The 15,300-nt window shown below is 53.4% G+C and carries 14 protein-coding genes; 6 read left to right on the forward strand and 8 right to left on the reverse strand.

Going from position 1 to position 15,300, the window contains the following annotated elements; all coding sequences use genetic code 11:
- The first annotated feature begins 325 nt into the window (after window positions 1–325).
- The 4 genes from KOR42_RS14105 (at window position 326) to KOR42_RS14120 (ending at window position 5,201) form a co-directional block, all read left to right on the forward strand.
- Entirely contained in the window at window positions 326–1,762 is a 1,437-nt protein-coding gene (locus tag KOR42_RS14105) for a beta-ketoacyl-[acyl-carrier-protein] synthase family protein (protein WP_146510478.1), read from the forward strand.
- A gap of 82 nt (window positions 1,763–1,844) precedes the next feature.
- Window positions 1,845–3,230: a phytoene desaturase family protein gene (locus KOR42_RS14110; RefSeq protein ID WP_146510479.1), complete on the forward strand. Its 1,386-nt coding sequence runs from the start codon at window positions 1,845–1,847 to the stop codon at window positions 3,228–3,230.
- Between the two features lie 88 nt (window positions 3,231–3,318).
- Complete coding sequence (locus KOR42_RS14115; RefSeq protein ID WP_390620883.1) at window positions 3,319–4,395, forward strand: AAA family ATPase; 1,077 nt, start codon at window positions 3,319–3,321, stop codon at window positions 4,393–4,395.
- Window positions 4,396–4,541: 146 nt separating this feature from the next.
- The gene (locus KOR42_RS14120) at window positions 4,542–5,201 is read left to right on the forward strand and encodes an RNA polymerase sigma factor (RefSeq protein WP_146510480.1); all 660 of its coding nucleotides are present in this window, start codon (window positions 4,542–4,544) and stop codon (window positions 5,199–5,201) included.
- A 67-nt stretch (window positions 5,202–5,268) separates the two neighbouring features.
- On the opposite strand, the gene KOR42_RS14125 is transcribed toward KOR42_RS14120, so the two are convergent.
- Window positions 5,269–5,763: a DUF420 domain-containing protein gene (locus KOR42_RS14125; protein WP_146510481.1), complete on the reverse strand. Its 495-nt coding sequence runs from the start codon at window positions 5,761–5,763 to the stop codon at window positions 5,269–5,271.
- 55 nt (window positions 5,764–5,818) lie between these two features.
- On the opposite strand from KOR42_RS14125, the gene KOR42_RS14130 reads away from it, so the two are divergent.
- Window positions 5,819–6,253 carry a hypothetical protein gene (locus KOR42_RS14130; RefSeq protein WP_231740929.1) on the forward strand — a complete coding sequence of 145 codons (435 nt, stop codon included), beginning with the start codon at window positions 5,819–5,821 and terminating at the stop codon, window positions 6,251–6,253.
- A 111-nt stretch (window positions 6,254–6,364) separates the two neighbouring features.
- On the opposite strand, the gene coaD is transcribed toward KOR42_RS14130, so the two are convergent.
- The 7 genes from coaD to KOR42_RS14165 all read right to left on the reverse strand — a co-directional run bounded on the left by coaD (window position 6,365) and on the right by KOR42_RS14165 (window position 13,970).
- Window positions 6,365–6,877, reverse strand: a complete 513-nt coding sequence (gene coaD, locus KOR42_RS14135) for a pantetheine-phosphate adenylyltransferase (protein ID WP_146510483.1) — start codon at window positions 6,875–6,877, stop codon at window positions 6,365–6,367.
- 95 nt (window positions 6,878–6,972) lie between these two features.
- On the reverse strand, window positions 6,973–7,863 hold the full coding sequence (locus KOR42_RS14140) for a ThuA domain-containing protein (protein ID WP_197441186.1): 891 nt from the start codon (window positions 7,861–7,863) through the stop codon (window positions 6,973–6,975).
- Between the two features lie 183 nt (window positions 7,864–8,046).
- Window positions 8,047–9,093 carry a M42 family metallopeptidase gene (locus KOR42_RS14145; protein WP_146510485.1) on the reverse strand — a complete coding sequence of 349 codons (1,047 nt, stop codon included), beginning with the start codon at window positions 9,091–9,093 and terminating at the stop codon, window positions 8,047–8,049.
- Between the two features lie 384 nt (window positions 9,094–9,477).
- The gene (locus tag KOR42_RS14150; RefSeq protein ID WP_146510486.1) at window positions 9,478–11,061 is read right to left on the reverse strand and encodes a Gfo/Idh/MocA family protein; all 1,584 of its coding nucleotides are present in this window, start codon (window positions 11,059–11,061) and stop codon (window positions 9,478–9,480) included.
- Window positions 11,062–11,585: 524 nt separating this feature from the next.
- A complete protein-coding gene (locus KOR42_RS14155) occupies window positions 11,586–11,969 on the reverse strand; it encodes a YraN family protein (RefSeq protein WP_146510487.1) in 384 nt (127 codons plus the stop codon).
- Complete coding sequence (locus tag KOR42_RS14160) at window positions 11,966–13,009, reverse strand: endonuclease V (RefSeq protein ID WP_197441187.1); 1,044 nt, start codon at window positions 13,007–13,009, stop codon at window positions 11,966–11,968. The genes KOR42_RS14155 and KOR42_RS14160 overlap by 4 nt, the downstream gene beginning before the upstream one ends.
- A 115-nt stretch (window positions 13,010–13,124) precedes the next feature.
- Entirely contained in the window at window positions 13,125–13,970 is an 846-nt protein-coding gene (locus KOR42_RS14165) for a leucine-rich repeat domain-containing protein (protein ID WP_146510489.1), read from the reverse strand.
- A gap of 221 nt (window positions 13,971–14,191) precedes the next feature.
- Between KOR42_RS14165 and queA the strand changes: the two genes are divergently transcribed.
- A complete protein-coding gene (gene queA / locus KOR42_RS14170; RefSeq protein WP_146510490.1) occupies window positions 14,192–15,250 on the forward strand; it encodes a tRNA preQ1(34) S-adenosylmethionine ribosyltransferase-isomerase QueA in 1,059 nt (352 codons plus the stop codon).
- Window positions 15,251–15,300 lie beyond the last annotated feature (50 nt).

The following is a 15,300-nucleotide window of genomic DNA, read 5'->3' on the forward strand; positions in this document are numbered from 1 at the left end:
CAGCAGCGAAGGGAATGGGCGAGAACGTTGCGAAGTCACAGATTGAACAGGTGTATTGTGAGAATTGGCAAACGAATATTGAGTGTCTGCGGCACTCTTCTGATGTGGGCGCCGCTCTGCCTGGGGCAGGGGCCAGCTCCGGTGCCTCTCCCTGCGGCACCCGCTGGCGCCGACGGGACGCTCATTCGCCCGTTGTGGACAGAGATTCTGATCACGGTCATCATGGTCGGTTTCGTGCTTTTCGCCGTCTGTCGAAAGAGCAACAGACAGTGATTCGTAATGCTTCTCTCATGTTGGCGCTCCAGTCTCGATCGGGGTGTCTGTTGTGAAAAACGTCCATGTTGCTGTCACTGGCATTGGCCTGGTGACTCCGCTCGGGGCCAATCGGGAGTCGACCTGGCAGGCGATCTTGGAGGGGGGACGTGCTGGCCGGTGGTTGGAGCAAGATTTTCTGAAAGACAGCGTTTCCGGAGGGACCGCTGCGTCGCCTGTGTTTTCGGAGATTGATTCCGCGAATTCGCATGCACGAACGGGCCGAACAGAAACGCAAGTTGTCCATGCGTGCGAACAGGATCGCGCAACGTCGACAACGAAGAGGTTCGCAGGATTCGGGGCTCCTGTGACAGCCGATTGCGGGGCTGCTTCTTCCCCGGTGCGAGCGACTCGATTCGCGATTCAGGCGGCGGAAGAAGCATTGCGACACGCGGGATTGTCGAGAGAAATTGTGGAGAAGAGCGGCTGTGTGATCGGGACAAGCAAACCGGATCTCCGGGCTTTCGACCAGTTTCTGCTCCACCAGCGATTGAATTCCCTATCTTGTTGCGAAGGTGACGGGAACTCATTTCCAAATAATGTCGGCGACGGCACTGATGTCGAAGGCGCTTCGCAATTCCAGAACGAGGAGCGGACTCGTCCTTCCATTTCGATCACAGATCTGTTTCCCAGTTCACCCGCCATGGCCGTTGCGCAGGAGTTCGGAATCAACGGAGGAGTCGTCTGTCCTGTTGCTGCCTGTGCAACGGGGCTCTTGTCGATCATTCAAGCGGCACAATGGATTCAACGCGGTGAGTTTTCGTGTGTCCTCGCCGGGAGCACAGACGCGTCGCTTCACCCCGGTCTGCTGGGGTCGTATCGACGGCTGGGAGTCATGGCTCGTGCCGAGGATGATCCGGCCGGAGCGTGTCGCCCTTTCGACAGTCAACGTTGCGGATTTATGGTTGGAGAAGGGGCGGCTGTGGTCGTTCTTGAGGAGTGGGAATCAGCGGAAAAGCGGGGAGCGAAGCCTCTCGCCGAGTGGATTGGGGGACAGACTGGCTCGGATCCCTGGGGCATCACCAACGTCGACACATCCGGGGAAGAACTGGGCAGCGTCATCCGCAGACTTCTCAAAGAACACTCCGTCCGCGCCGAGGAAGTCGGTTCGATCTGTTATCACGGGACAGCCACACGGTTCAACGATCTCTGTGAGTCACGTGCGGTTCGCAAAGTTTTCGGCGGCCAAGCTCAATTGCCGGTTGGCTTTGGAGTTAAAGGGAGTATCGGCCATCTGATGGGAGCAGCGGGAGCGGTTGAGACTGCACTCAGTCTTTTGTCGCTGCGAGACGGTCGCTTGCCCCCGACAGCGAATCTCGAATCTATTGATCCAGAATGTGGTATTCCATTGACGATGTCGACAGCAATGGCGCTGCCTCCCGGACTACTCCTCAAAACTTCTCTCGGATTTGGCGGACATTTGGGCGCAGGGTTGCTAAAACGCATTTAGAGAATTCTCGTGGCGAATTTGAAGCGATTCGTGCGAACGCCGGGCTGATTGACTGAATCACACAACTTTTGAAGACAAACTTGTGAAGTACGACACTCTCATTATTGGTGCCGGAATGTCCGGTCTGGCTGCCGGAATTCGGCTTGCATATTACGACAAGTCCGTCTGCATCCTCGAGAGGCACACGACGATTGGCGGTCTGAATTCCTTCTACCGGCTGAGAGGACGGAATTACGATGTCGGGCTGCATGCTGTCACCAACTATGCTGCGCCCGGAACCCGAACCGGTCCACTGGCGAAGTTGCTCAAGCAGCTGCGTCTTCGATGGGACGATTTCGACCTGTCCCCGCAGAACGGATCCTCGGTCGTCTTTCCCGGACACAAGTTGTGGTTCGACAACGATTACGATCAGTTTCTGAATGCGGTCTGTGATGAGTTTCCGAAACAGGCAGCACAGTTTCGAGAACTTGTGCAGCGGATCGAGGAATTCGATGAGTTGAACCTCAGTCAGAAACCAATTTCCGCCCGGAAGGTCCTGAATGAGCATCTCACTGATCCGCTGTTGATTGACATGCTGTTCTGTCCGCTCATGTTTTACGGCTCCGCACTGCCGCATGATATGGATTTCAATCAGTTCGTGATCATGTTCAAGAGCATCTTTCGAGAAGGGTTCGGACGCCCGTATGATGGGGTTCGGAGGATCTTGAAGACGCTCACACGTCACTTCAAATCGCTGGGCGGTGAACTCAAGCTTCGCCAGGGTGTGAAGGAAGTCGTCATCGATGGAGACCGCGCGGTCGGAGTCATCACCGATGACGGAACAGAATACGAAGCGGACACGATTCTTTCTTCGGCCGGTGTGGCGGAGACTTACGAACTGTGCGGGAAGACACATCCCGAACTGACCGCGGACGCGGGCGAAGTTTCATTCAACGAAGCGATCTACGTGCTCGACTGTCAGCCTCGCGATTTGGGACACGATGAAACCATTGTCTTCTACAACAACGAAGACGAATTTCATTACGAACCCCCAGTCGAACCGTGCGATCTCCGAAGCGGAATTATCTGTTCTCCTAACAACTTTGTGTACGAGGACGGCGAGCAACTTAAAGACGGATTCATTCGGATGACCGCTCTCGCGAATCCAGACTACTGGTGCTCTGTGGAGGAAGAAGAATATGTGACTGCGAAGAAAGAGTGGGCTGATCGAATGGTGGAGTCAGCGCTGACACACATTCCGGATTTTCGCGACCACGTTGTCGATGTCGACATATTCACACCTCGCACAATCAAGCGATTTACGGGTCATGCTCGCGGGGCGGTTTACGGAGCACCGGTGAAAGTTCTCGATGGAGTGACACCCGTCGAAAATCTGTATCTTTGCGGAACTGATCAAGGATTCCTGGGGATCATCGGATCCATGTTGTCGGGAATCACGATGGCGAACAATCATCTCTTGATGCGGTGATAAGACTCCCTCCTTTGAGCGACGGAATCGATTCGATACACTCGACCACGAAATTTCTCTTACGATCCCACCCCAATTGAGTTCGCGAATGAATTCGACTCCTCCCAATTCCTCCTCGACTGAACAACCGCAGTCAACCGAGACGACAGCGATGGAAGAACGGGCCATCCGCGGATTGGCGTCTGCATATTCGCGACTCCGTGAGGAGATTGGAAAAGTCATCATCGGTCAGGATGATGTGATTGACCAACTTCTCATTGCCTTATTCAGTCGGGGGCACTGTCTTCTCGTCGGTGTTCCGGGACTGGCGAAAACATTGCTCGTCAGTACGGTCGCACAAATTCTCCAGCTTTCGTTTCGAAGAATTCAGTTCACGCCGGACCTTATGCCGTCCGACATTACAGGCACCGATGTGCTTCAGGATGATCCTGAAACCGGTCACCGTGCTTTTCAATTTATGCAGGGGCCGATTTTCACGCACGTGCTTCTGGCGGACGAAATCAATCGGACACCTCCGAAAACACAGGCGGCCCTTCTGGAAGCAATGCAGGAACGGCATGTCACAGTTGGCTCGAACACGTATCGGCTTCCGTCTCCCTTCTTCGTCCTGGCGACACAAAACCCGATCGAGCAGGAAGGAACCTATCCACTTCCGGAAGCACAACTCGATCGATTTATGTTCAACGTGAGAGTGGAATACCCGACAGCTGCCGAGGAATTGCGAATTCTCAAGCAGACGACAGGAGGCCACGAACCGGAATTGAAACCCGCGTTGACCGGTGCCCAGATTCTGGCACTACAGGAAGTTGTTCGAAAAGTGCCGGTTGCCGAGCATGTCTTCATCTATGCCCGAGATCTTGTCCGGGCTTCGCGACCGAATGAAGACTCCGCTCCGGATTTTGTGAAAAAGTTCCTTTCGTGGGGAGCCGGTCCGAGAGCAGGGCAGTACCTGATCCTCGGAGCGAAGGCGAGAGCCATCCTCGAAGGACGTTTTCACGTGACAACTGAAGATGTGAAAACCGTGGCGATTCCCGTGTTGCGACACCGAATTCTGACGACGTTTCAGGCGGACAGCGAGGGAATTTCACCAGATGATGTGATCCAGAAGCTGTTGGAATCCGTTCCCGTTGCCATTCAGGAGCGCGCAAGTCAGCTCAAAAAGTGACATGTTCGAAGCCAATCGATTCTTTCTGTCGATGCGTCGGAACATGAGATGCTGTTTTGGCGGAGTTCCTTCGTGAGTGTGCACGTTCGTGCGATTCGATTGCGACGTGTTCATAAAAAGATCAAATCCAATTGATTGGATTGTCGATGTCAGTCACTTCAAAAGAACGAGCACTCGTTCAGCGAATTCGCGCGGGCGATGAGTCCGCGTGGCAAGAGTGTATTTCGCTCTATGAGGGGCGGCTTCTGGCTTTCGTGAACAGTCGGATCGGCGATCGAGCCCTTGCAGAAGATGTCGTGCAGGAAACGTTTGTCGGATTTCTGACAGCACTTCCAAACTTCGATGAAACCAAGCGAATGGAATCGTTTCTATTTGCGATCGCTGCTCACAAGTTGACTGACGTGCTTCGCAAGAAAGGGCGGCGACCAACGCTTCCGCTTCATTCAGGAAGTAGTTCCGGCGGCGACTACGAAGTTCAGGGGAACGCGCGAGTCGCTTCGAGTATTGCGCGGAGTGTCGAGCGCAAATCGGGAGAAGAAAACGCCATCGCAGAATGCCTCGGAGAGTGGATCGACAAGTGGCAGTCATCCGGCGAGTTCGAACGACTCAAGTGCATTGAACTCCTGTTTGTGCGGGGGCTGTCCAACAAGGATGTCGCTGCTCAACTCAATATCACAGAGCAGGCCGTCGCCAACCACAAGTATTTCATCCTCTCAAAATTGAAAGATGCCGGCCTTCAGTACAGCCGGGATGGTTTCGATCTCGACGAATTGAAGAACCCGTCGGATTCGGAAGAACCGTCTTAAGAAGTCCCCTCTGAGAAGCTCATCTGTGCGAAATTCGTCGGAGTGAAACTCGTCTCAAGAGTTTCGGTTACGCGACGAAGGCCACATAGTAAAACCAGAGCCCGGTGACCGAAGTCATCACAATATCAATCACCGATGCCCATCCCAGAACCTTGTGCAGGCGGCTGTGAGAGCCAGGCTTGGGATCTCCGGGAAATTTCTTCAAGGCCAGAAACAATGTTGTTGCCCAGAGAAATGGAGTGCTGATGGCGAAGATCAAATGAAAATGCAGAACGCTGCGAGCGTACTGGTAGGCCTCTCCTGACAAGCGAGGAGAGTCAGGATCTTTGTTGACGATGTTTTCCCATCCACCATGGATGATTTGAGTGTCAACTTCGAATGCGGTGACCGCGACCAGAAGCGTCAGCCCCAGGGCGATCTGCAAATTTCGATGAAGCCGAAATTTTTTCTGATACTTAACGACGTAAAGACTGTACAGCAGGACAGGTACGATTGCGACTAGTGCCGTCACAACGAAGTCCAGCATGAACGAAGCATCGTGTCCAAGGAAACCGTTTTTCATGATGCACGCAGTATAGAGTCGATTCATGAAAACGCTTGGAACATGAACCTGTTTTGTGGAATGTGGGAATTCAGGTCATCAACTTGTTGAAACTGTAACGATTGCGCCTGCTCGATATCTGAAAGTCGAGTTGATCCGGTTCAATTCCGATATCGGAAACATGCAACTCAACACCCAGCATCTCCTGGCAGAGCGTCCCGACTGGCAAGCAGTCCTAAAGCTCTATTTCGACCTTCTCGATGAAGTCAAAATCGAACGCGATTCGGAAGAGTCCGGACCGCGATGGGCTCGGCGGATTCCTCAAATCGAGAATATCGCCCCCGAGGTTCTCACGGAAATTCACGGTCAATTGATCGCCATGGACCTGCTGACTTTCCAGCTTGAAGACAAAGACGATGGGCTGATGTACCGGATTACCCGCGAAGGACGCCGTGCTCTGCTCGCCGTTGAAAAACTGAGCAACGAATCCGAGAGCGAACTGGCTGCCTGAATTGATCAGCGTCGTTTGATGTGTAATGCGGCTCGCTCGACGGATTCTCAATCGTCGACAGGTTGGCAAATTCCGTCGGAGGGTCGAACCATCACTCTATTCGACTCCCGATCATTGCTGGCGGACACGTTCGAGGAGCGGTTGAATGACCGGAACCGGCACGAATTTCCGCAACTGCTCTGAACTGGTGTTCTGTCCCATCGTCGCGATTTGCTTGATGAGCGTGCTGGAGATATGTGAATAAGCTTCCGCCGCCATCAGAAACACCGTTTCGAGCTCAGGGGCAATAGTGTGGTTGGCTAGGGCCATTGTGAACTCCAACTCTGTATCGGAGACGGTCCGCACACCCCGGACCATGACTGATGCTCCGCATTCGTGAGCAAAATCGACAGTCAGCCCCGTGAAACATTCCACCCGGACGTTCGGAACGTGGGCAAAAATCTCTTCCATGAACTGCTTACGTTCCTCCGCTGAGAAGAGCGGGTGTTTATCGGGATTGATACCGATTCCCACAATGACCTCGTCAAAGAGCTTCGCGCTCCGGAGGACAATGTCTTCATGCCCCAGCGTGACGGGATCGAATGTTCCAGCATAGATCGCTGTCCGTTGTCGCTTCGCGGACATGACTTACCTCAGGAGACGAAGATCATTGAACAGACACTGCAGGAATTCCGGATCGGCACACGTGCAGGCGAGTGCAGAGACACCTTGAAGTTGGTCTATTTCTGCTTCTGCTTCCGGAATTGACCCGCTTCGAAGTCGCGTTTGGCTTTGGCTTCTTGTGCCTGAGACAGTTCCGGGTTGGGAGTGGCGTCAACTTCGATATCACCTTTGATCCAACGAATTGCTGAGAGGATGGAATCGAGATACTCCTGCCGTGTCCAGGTGTCTTCGCGGTGCCCGAGATTGTTGACGTAAACTTTTCCGTCTCCGTAGTTCTTGATCCAGCAGACCGGAACATGGTAGCCGTACTGCGTGTTCACCGCAGATTTCGTCGGACTCTTGGAGTAGTCGAGACTCATCAGGACACGCACCTTTTCCGGCTGCCAGTGCCGGTACATATAGATTTCTTCCTGCTGAGTGTGTTCCGGGCCAAAGGGAGCCACGAGTGGATTCTCGGGCTCATGATTGGTCAGTGTAACCTGCGTTCCCGCTGTCCAGGGGTGATGAATAAACGTCCCGCCAATCATGTCCCAGTATCGCTCTTCTTCGCGAAACGTATCTGTGGCCGAATGGAAACCGAGCACGCCGTGACCTTCTTCGGGAAGCCATTCCGTGAAGAAATAATTCATGGCCTCTTCGCTGATCGGCAGGTCTCCGGATGTGTAGAACGCGACGATGTCGTAGTTCTTGAGGTTCTCGGGAGTGAAGTCCGCTTCACAGTCCTGAGTACAGTCAATCCGGAATTCCTTCGACTGCTGAGCAAGTTGAGTCATCGCGATTTCCGCCGGCGCAAGTTCTTCAACTCTGCGCACGGATCCATGAACGAACCCTTTGCTCTGAGTTACGAACAGCACTCGAACAGGTGGGGAATTCTGCTCGGCCATCAATGCACCTGGCAATGCAGCCAGCAGCAGAAACAGAATGAAGCGAACGATTCGGGACGGCATTTGGCAGGAACCTTTCGGTGATGAATGAGTTACCGCTGGACGAGCGACTGGAGGATGAACGGTGTTGTCAGGCTGAAGCATCTTCATTTCGAGTTGGTGGCGATTCCCGCGAGCATCATCTCCTCCGACCAGCGGGAAAGACCTCCCTTCAACCTTGCCTCTGACAACTTCTGATTGAACTAATCAAAGTTGAGTCAAATAGGCTGTCAACAGTTGAGGGTAAGATTCAAGGTCTGTCTTGTGAGACATTTCTGTGACCGTATGGATGTACTTCACGGGGCACGCGAAAACAGCTGTTCGCACACCGGAACGCGACTTCTGAATCATGGCTCCATCTTGTCCCCCGCGCGGGAGGATTCCTCGTTGGCACGGGATGTTGTTCGCTTCGGCGATCGCTTCGAGTTCTTCAAGAAGTTTCAAGTCGGCAATTGTCGAGGAGTCCATAATCTTCAGGCAGACACCATCGCCCGGAATCGTGATGTGTTGTTCTTCGGGAACACCGGGAAGTTTGCAACTTAGAGTGGTGTCGCACGAGAGGCCGATATCGGGCTGAATGCCATAGGCAGCTGGCATCGCGCCTCGAAGTCCCACTTCTTCCTGAACGGTCCAGGCAGCATGGATTTCACAATCGTGATGCTCAAGGGCTTCGATCGCCCGGATCACGGCCCAGCATCCAACGCGATTGTCCAGGCATTGAGAAACAACACTTTCGCCGACATCCGAGAAAGGCCCGTCGAGGACAACCATGTCTCCGATTTTGACCTGCTTTTTCACTTGCTCGCCATCAAGAGACAAGTCGATGAAGAACTCCGTGATCTCGGGAACGTTCTTCTTCTCTTCCGCACTGGCGATGTGAACAGGCTTCCCAGCGGGATTCATCACGCCCGGCAAGTCGCCGTTCGAAGTGCAAACACGCACCCGACGTGCGAAGAGGTTACGGGTGTCGAATCCCCCGACAGGATTGACTCGCAGGTAACCTTCGGAACTGACGTGTGAAACCAGAAAGCCAATCTGATCCATGTGGGCTGCAAGCATGACTTTCACTGGCTTTTCGGCAGGAGATCCGCTTTTTGGGCGGGGACGACGGACTGCGATGAGGGAACCCATCGCGTCTGTGCGAATCTCGTCAAACAGGTTTTTCTCCGTAATTACCTCGCGAATCACCTCACGGATTCGATCTTCCCGGCCAGGAACAGAAGGTGTTTGAGTCAGTTTTTGCAACAGTTCCATTGCGAAATCTTTCCAGTGAATTGTCGAAGTCAGTCCAGTTCAAGCTCTGAATGAGATTCGTCGTCGATTCGTCAGCATGAATTCATTTTCGAAATGTACTGTACCGTCGACGCATTGTGTACCAGACCACCGGCAGGCATCACTTTGTCGCAGCATTTTTCGGGTCCGTCTGACGTTTCTTTCCGGTCATTCTAACTCTTGGAGAAGAAAGCTGAGGGTTCGATCAACAATCAAATCGCACGTGATCTCATCAGTCCACAGTGATCGAAATGTCAGCGATGATCGTGTGTGCGAGAGAGTGTCAGCATAAAAAAGAGCGAGGCTGCGAACAGGCAGCCTCGCTCTCGTTTCATCGTTTATCTCAGGAAGCGTTCTCCGGAGAAGTTAGACCTCCACTCCGAAGGCTTCTTCCGGGCTGGCGTCGCTGTCTGGATCAAACCAGGCCGCGTCGAATTCGATTCGTTGTTGCTTGTCCATCGCGATATTGGCTGTCAGTGCCATAATCGCATCTGCCATCGCCACGATTCCGTTGCAGCGGAGTCCGCCTTCTTTCGAGCTGATCGGCTGACCGCCGGGCCAGTAATCTGGTCCCTGATATCGGATCGCGAAGCAGAAGTGCTCCATCTCTTCTTTGTATCCGCGACTGACATTGGATGCCCAGTCGGTTCCACCGGTTTCGACCTTTGGTCCGGAAGTCGTTTCGTAAGCTTCCATCACGGGGCCGCCACCAGCTGCTGAACCACTGATGACCCAGAGTCTCTGATCAGGACCACCGCCGACGCTTCCGCGTCCGTCTTCCTTCCAGAGCATCGCTTCTTTCTCGGTCTTCATGAACAGCGTTCCACGAGTCCCGTAAACAACTTCGCCGTAAGGTTCGAACTTGTTCGTGTTGATCGAGGAGTACGTCACAATGCACTTGTCGCGATTGTTTTCCTCGTAGTGGGCTCCGGGAAACTCGAACGTGACGAAGATCTGATCGTCGATTTCACGATCATCGTCCCATTTGTCTTTCGGGCCAACTCCCGGGATTCCGTAGAAGTTCTTGCCGCCGAATCCAGACACTGCCACCGGATGAACTTTTCCGAGGAAGATGCTGCAGGCGTCCATTTGATGGGAACCGAGTTCGGCCATCAAACCGCCACCGGTCTTGTTGTAGAGTCTCCAGTTGACGAGCTGGTTGACGTCTTCGAATCCGAAGTTTTTGAGGTTGTCCGCCTTGAGTCCGCGGTCTGCTCCGGGAGTTCCTTTTCGCCAGGAGTCCCCAGCTGGGAAGCTGTTGTTTCGGTGCCATTGAGCGCGGATGTGCTTCAGATCGCCAAGGAGTCCGTTCTGGACAAGGTTGTTGGCGTTGTCATAGAGCACGCTGTAGTGACGTTGGTGCCCGACTGCGAGAAGCAGATTATTGTCGCGGGCGGTGCGGATCATTTCCTTACACTGAGGAATGGTGCGGGCCATCAGTTTTTCGGTCAGAACGTGAAGGCCGGCACTCATGCAGTCGAGTGCAATCGGAGCGTGTGTCATCAACGGTGTCGCAATGACAACGGCTTCGAGCTTCAGATCCTGAGCTTTGTCCAACATGGCCTTGTGGCTGTCGAATACCTCAATTTTACCGGCTTTGTCCGCTCCAAGCTTGTTGATCAGCCCGACGCGATGCTCATTGCCATCACCGATCATGGCACGTTCGCGATTCGAAGGACGCAAGTCCGCAATCGCGACGACATCCATGTATTCTGGCGGGTGTTCCGAAAGGAGAATGTTTCCTTCGTCACCAGTTCCGATAAAACCGACGCGGACCGGTTCGCCTTTCAGTTCCCGATATCCGGCGAATGCAGCTCCCAGTCCAAGACCGCCAGCTGCGGCCGCTTTGATCATTTCTCGACGATTGACATTCGCCGAGTTCATCGCATGGACAGCTCCGGAAAAGTTATCCTTACCGATCTGTTCCTGTTCGGGGGTCAGCACTGGCATCGATTTGTCCTCATGGGGGCTGAACGAAACATCAGCCACTTGTTCAGGTTGATGTGGAATTTTGTGTTGTCAAATCAGAATCTCAATCTTGCTGCGAGGAGCAGGATCGAATTCAGATGAAATCTCTGACGACGTACGTGAGGTTGGACTGAGGCGTGAGGTCTGGCGGGTTGAAATCGTTTGAACTGAATGTCACAGCTCAACAGCTCTTTCATTGCTCTCTGTGAACGCGAAACAAGAACCGTAAACTACAGTTGCCGCTCACACGCTTCATCCAGAAAATTTTGTGGATGACTTTGGATGTTTTCCGTGATCCGCTCACTTTTCACCCATCTATTGTTACACAGATCAGGGAAATTTGAAGAGTTGAACGCCAAGTTCCTGCGCCAAAACCGTCCTCCGGGGGGGAATTTGTTGACAGATAAGAGGAAGTTGCACTTTTCGGGGACTTTGATCGAGCAGATTGGGACTGGATTCGACCGAGTGCCTCATGAGAATTGGGCAAAATTCCTTTGGGAAGTGGTCTACCCTCGTTCGGTTCCTTCGAACGCATGAATGATGTGTTTGATCTGTGGTTGCTCTCCCGGCGCGTGCAGGATTGCGATGACGTCAAATCGACAACGGTGCTCGAGCAGATTGTTTTTCTTCAACCATGCAAGAGCTGCCCGGGAAATCTGACGCTGTTTTTGATAGGTGACCGCTTCGCTGGGATGCCCACGCACGGACGACTTTCGTGTCTTCACTTCAACAAAGATGATCGTATCTGCATCTTTGGCGATCAGGTCGATTTCCCCGAATGGACCGCGTGCCTGACGGCGCAGGATGCGGTAGCCCTTTTGCTTCAGAAAGCGCGCAGCGATGCGCTCCCCGTGATTTCCGAACAGACGGTTGAGCCAACCTCTTTTCATCGTGTTTCTCTTGTTTGCTGAAGAATAGGGTCAGCAACAGCGGGATTTTTGGTCAAGCGATCTGCGAGATGGATCGGCACCGGAAGCCGTGTTTTTCCCATCAGTTTGCGCGTCCAGGCAATTGCGTCTTGAGAACTGATCCCGTAACCCGGAGAGATGAAAATCGGCGGGCTGCGGTCTGTCGACTGGAAGGCGAAACCACGCGTCTCATCTCCCACGAGCACCGGTCGCGTTTCACCCTTTCGCATCTCTTCACGTTGAAAACCTCCGCAAAGGAGGCTCTTCGCCACACCAATCGTTGGAAGATCCGTGAGCGAGCCAAGTGCCGTCGCGATCCCTGCTGAGAGAGGATGCAATATTCCGTTGCCGTCGACGAAGATGATTTTCGCCAATGGCCGACTCGCGCTCACTTCATCCAGAAGCGGCAAGAGAACGGGAAGCTCGCGGAAGGTGAGATAGCCCGGCAGATATGGAAACGACACAGGAACACGGATCGTCTTCCGATACAGAACGGACTGATCGATCGGATCGACTTCGACATAGGCACCAACTCCCCAACCGGGTTCGGGGTAGGCAACGTCGACGCCAGCGACAATGGCATCCGCAGGGATTGTCTTTGCCATCTCTGGCGACATCGACAGCCGTGCCGAATCTGCGAACTCAAGCTGAAGCTTCTGAAGTTCACGCAGGGGCGATTTCGATTCGAACTCCTGGAATCGGAAGTCGAGGTCCACAACTCCGCTTTCCGAAACTTCGACGCCTTCACTTTGCAGGCGGTTCCGTTTCTCTTCGGGGCTTCCAGTGACATAGTGACCCAATTCCCCATTGGCCCGAACCACGCGATGGCATGGACAATCGCTGCTGTGAGGATGGTTTTTGAGGAGTTCTCCAATCCATCGAGCACTTCGGGTTTGCTGGTCGCCGAGTGCACGCGAGATGTCTCCATATGTTGTGGTTCGGCCGGAGGGAATTTGTCGAACGAGTTGCAGAACGGTCCGGTGCAAGTTTGGAAGTGTCGGAAGTCGCTGAGTGTACGTCACGAAAGCTGTCTTCCCAATGTGCTTCACAAACTTGCCGTCGCAGGAAGCAGCGAGCTACTTTCAACGTCTGGCAGAAGTGCTCAGACCAACGTCGGCTGCCTACCGATTGCCGTGATCAAGAAGGAGTTTTGATTCGGACGCCCAGCTTCTTCAGTCTCTCGAGCTGTTTTTTCGCCGGTTCGGAGAGTGAGTCGACGTCGAGATACAGATTCCAGTACGGAGCGAATCGCCGCTCGCCTTTGACGTCCTTTCGTGCCATCTTCACAAACACCGACAAGTCCTCGATCGGGTTACCTTCGATCATCGTGAGATGAAGGTTCTTCCAGTCGGCAATAGGCGAGAAGTCCGAGACCTGATTGTTGTTCAACCCGAGTGTGGAAATTCGCTTGAGACCTGCGATCGGGCTGAGGTCCTGAACATTGTTGTCATTGAGGTTCAACGAAACCAGCTTCTCAGCGGCTGCGAGTGGTGACAGATCAGAGATGTGATTTCCTTTTGCGTAGAAGGCTCGCAAGTTCGTCAGCGGTTCAAGACCTTCGAGGGATTCGAGGGATTCGAGCTGATTGTCTTCGATTTCGATGTACTGCAGTTTGACGAGTTGAGAAAGTGGCTTCACGCTCTTGATCTGATTCTTCGACAACGAAAGAGACTGGATGTTGATCAAGTTTGCGATTGGCGACAAATCAGAGATTCGATTTTCTGAAAGCATCAGTTCCGAAAGATTCGTGCAGAACTCGAGCCCTTGAAGCGACTCGATTCCTTCTCCGCGAGCATCCATGATGTAGATCGTCTTCAAGTCGGCACTGTCGATCTTTTCCTTTTCAATCTGTTTTTTCTTGAGCAATTCGCGAATCACTCGCTCGAGGTTCGGATCGCTGATTGAAACATCTTCGGCGAGGGCAGACTGGGGAAAGCTGGTGAGGAAACCAAGGAGGAGTGCAGTCAGAAAATAAGTCTTCATTGTTGTTGAATCTTTTCGGGTGGAAATCGGACTCGAGACTGCGATGGGGCACAGGGGGGAGATGCCACGCGATCGCACAACAATCACACAGAGGATATTCTGTCGGGCGTTGTCTTCTCAAGACATGGAACTCTCCGAAATGAGACCCGTTCTTGAATCCTGATTTTTGGTTGAGGAACTCACTTGCTCCTCGGATGGGAACTCGACATTCTGTTCGCACAATGACCGACCTCAATTCCATCCATGCTTACGACTATCAACTTCCCGAAGAGCTGATTGCAAGCGTCCCTGCCGATCGCCGCGATGCGTCGCGTCTGCTCGTCGTTGACCGGGCGACGCAGTCGATTTCTCATCGAGAGTTTGTTGATCTCCCTAAGCTTCTTGATCCCGGCGACTTGTTGGTTCTCAACAACACGCGTGTTGTCCCCGCTCGAATTGCCGGGGTCAGAACGTCGACCGGCGGGAAGTGGGAAGGTTTGTTTCTCCGCGAAACGGCAGAGGGGCATTGGCGATTGATTGGGCAGACGCGCGGGCATCTTAAACCGGGAGAAACGCTGACGCTCTCGCCGCTGAACCCATCCGAATCGGGAGAACTGGTTCTTCAGCTTGTGAGCAAATGCGACGGGGGAGAATGGATCGCCGCACCACAAAGCGATGAGTCGACGATTGATCTTCTCTCCCGGTTTGGAACGATTCCGCTTCCCCACTACATGCAACGTGAGGCAGAAGAAACCGACTACGAACGCTATCAGACTCTCTACGCAGAGATTCCCGGAGCAGTCGCTGCCCCGACTGCCGGTCTGCATTTCACTCAAGAGGTGATGGAGTCACTCACGAAGCTGGGAGTTTCGAAAGCACACGTGACGCTGCACGTCGGCCTTGGCACGTTCCGCCCTGTTAAAGTCGATCAGCTGTCCGAACACGAGATGCACGCGGAGTGGTGTGAAATCGGAGCGGAAACGATCGGTCGCATCGAGCAAACCAAAGCAGCCCAGAAGCGTGTCGTCGCGATCGGAACGACAAGCGTCAGAACACTGGAATCAGCTGCAAAAGAACAAGAGCTGCAGCCATTTGTGGGAGAGACAAACCTCTTCATCCGTCCTCCATACGAGTTTCAGGTCGTCGACGCTCTCCTCACGAACTTCCATCTTCCGAAGTCGACGCTGCTTGTACTCGTCTCAACGTTCGCCGGTCGAGAACTGATTCAGCGAGCCTACGAAGAAGCGATCCGGGAACGCTATCGCTTCTTCAGCTATGGCGACGCGATGCTCATTCTGTGAGGTGAAACACCCATCGCGTCAGGCGTTGTTTCTCGAATCATTTCGCAAAA

The organism is Thalassoglobus neptunius (assembly GCF_007859735.1).
Lineage (GTDB): Bacteria > Planctomycetota > Planctomycetia > Planctomycetales > Planctomycetaceae > Thalassoglobus > Thalassoglobus neptunius.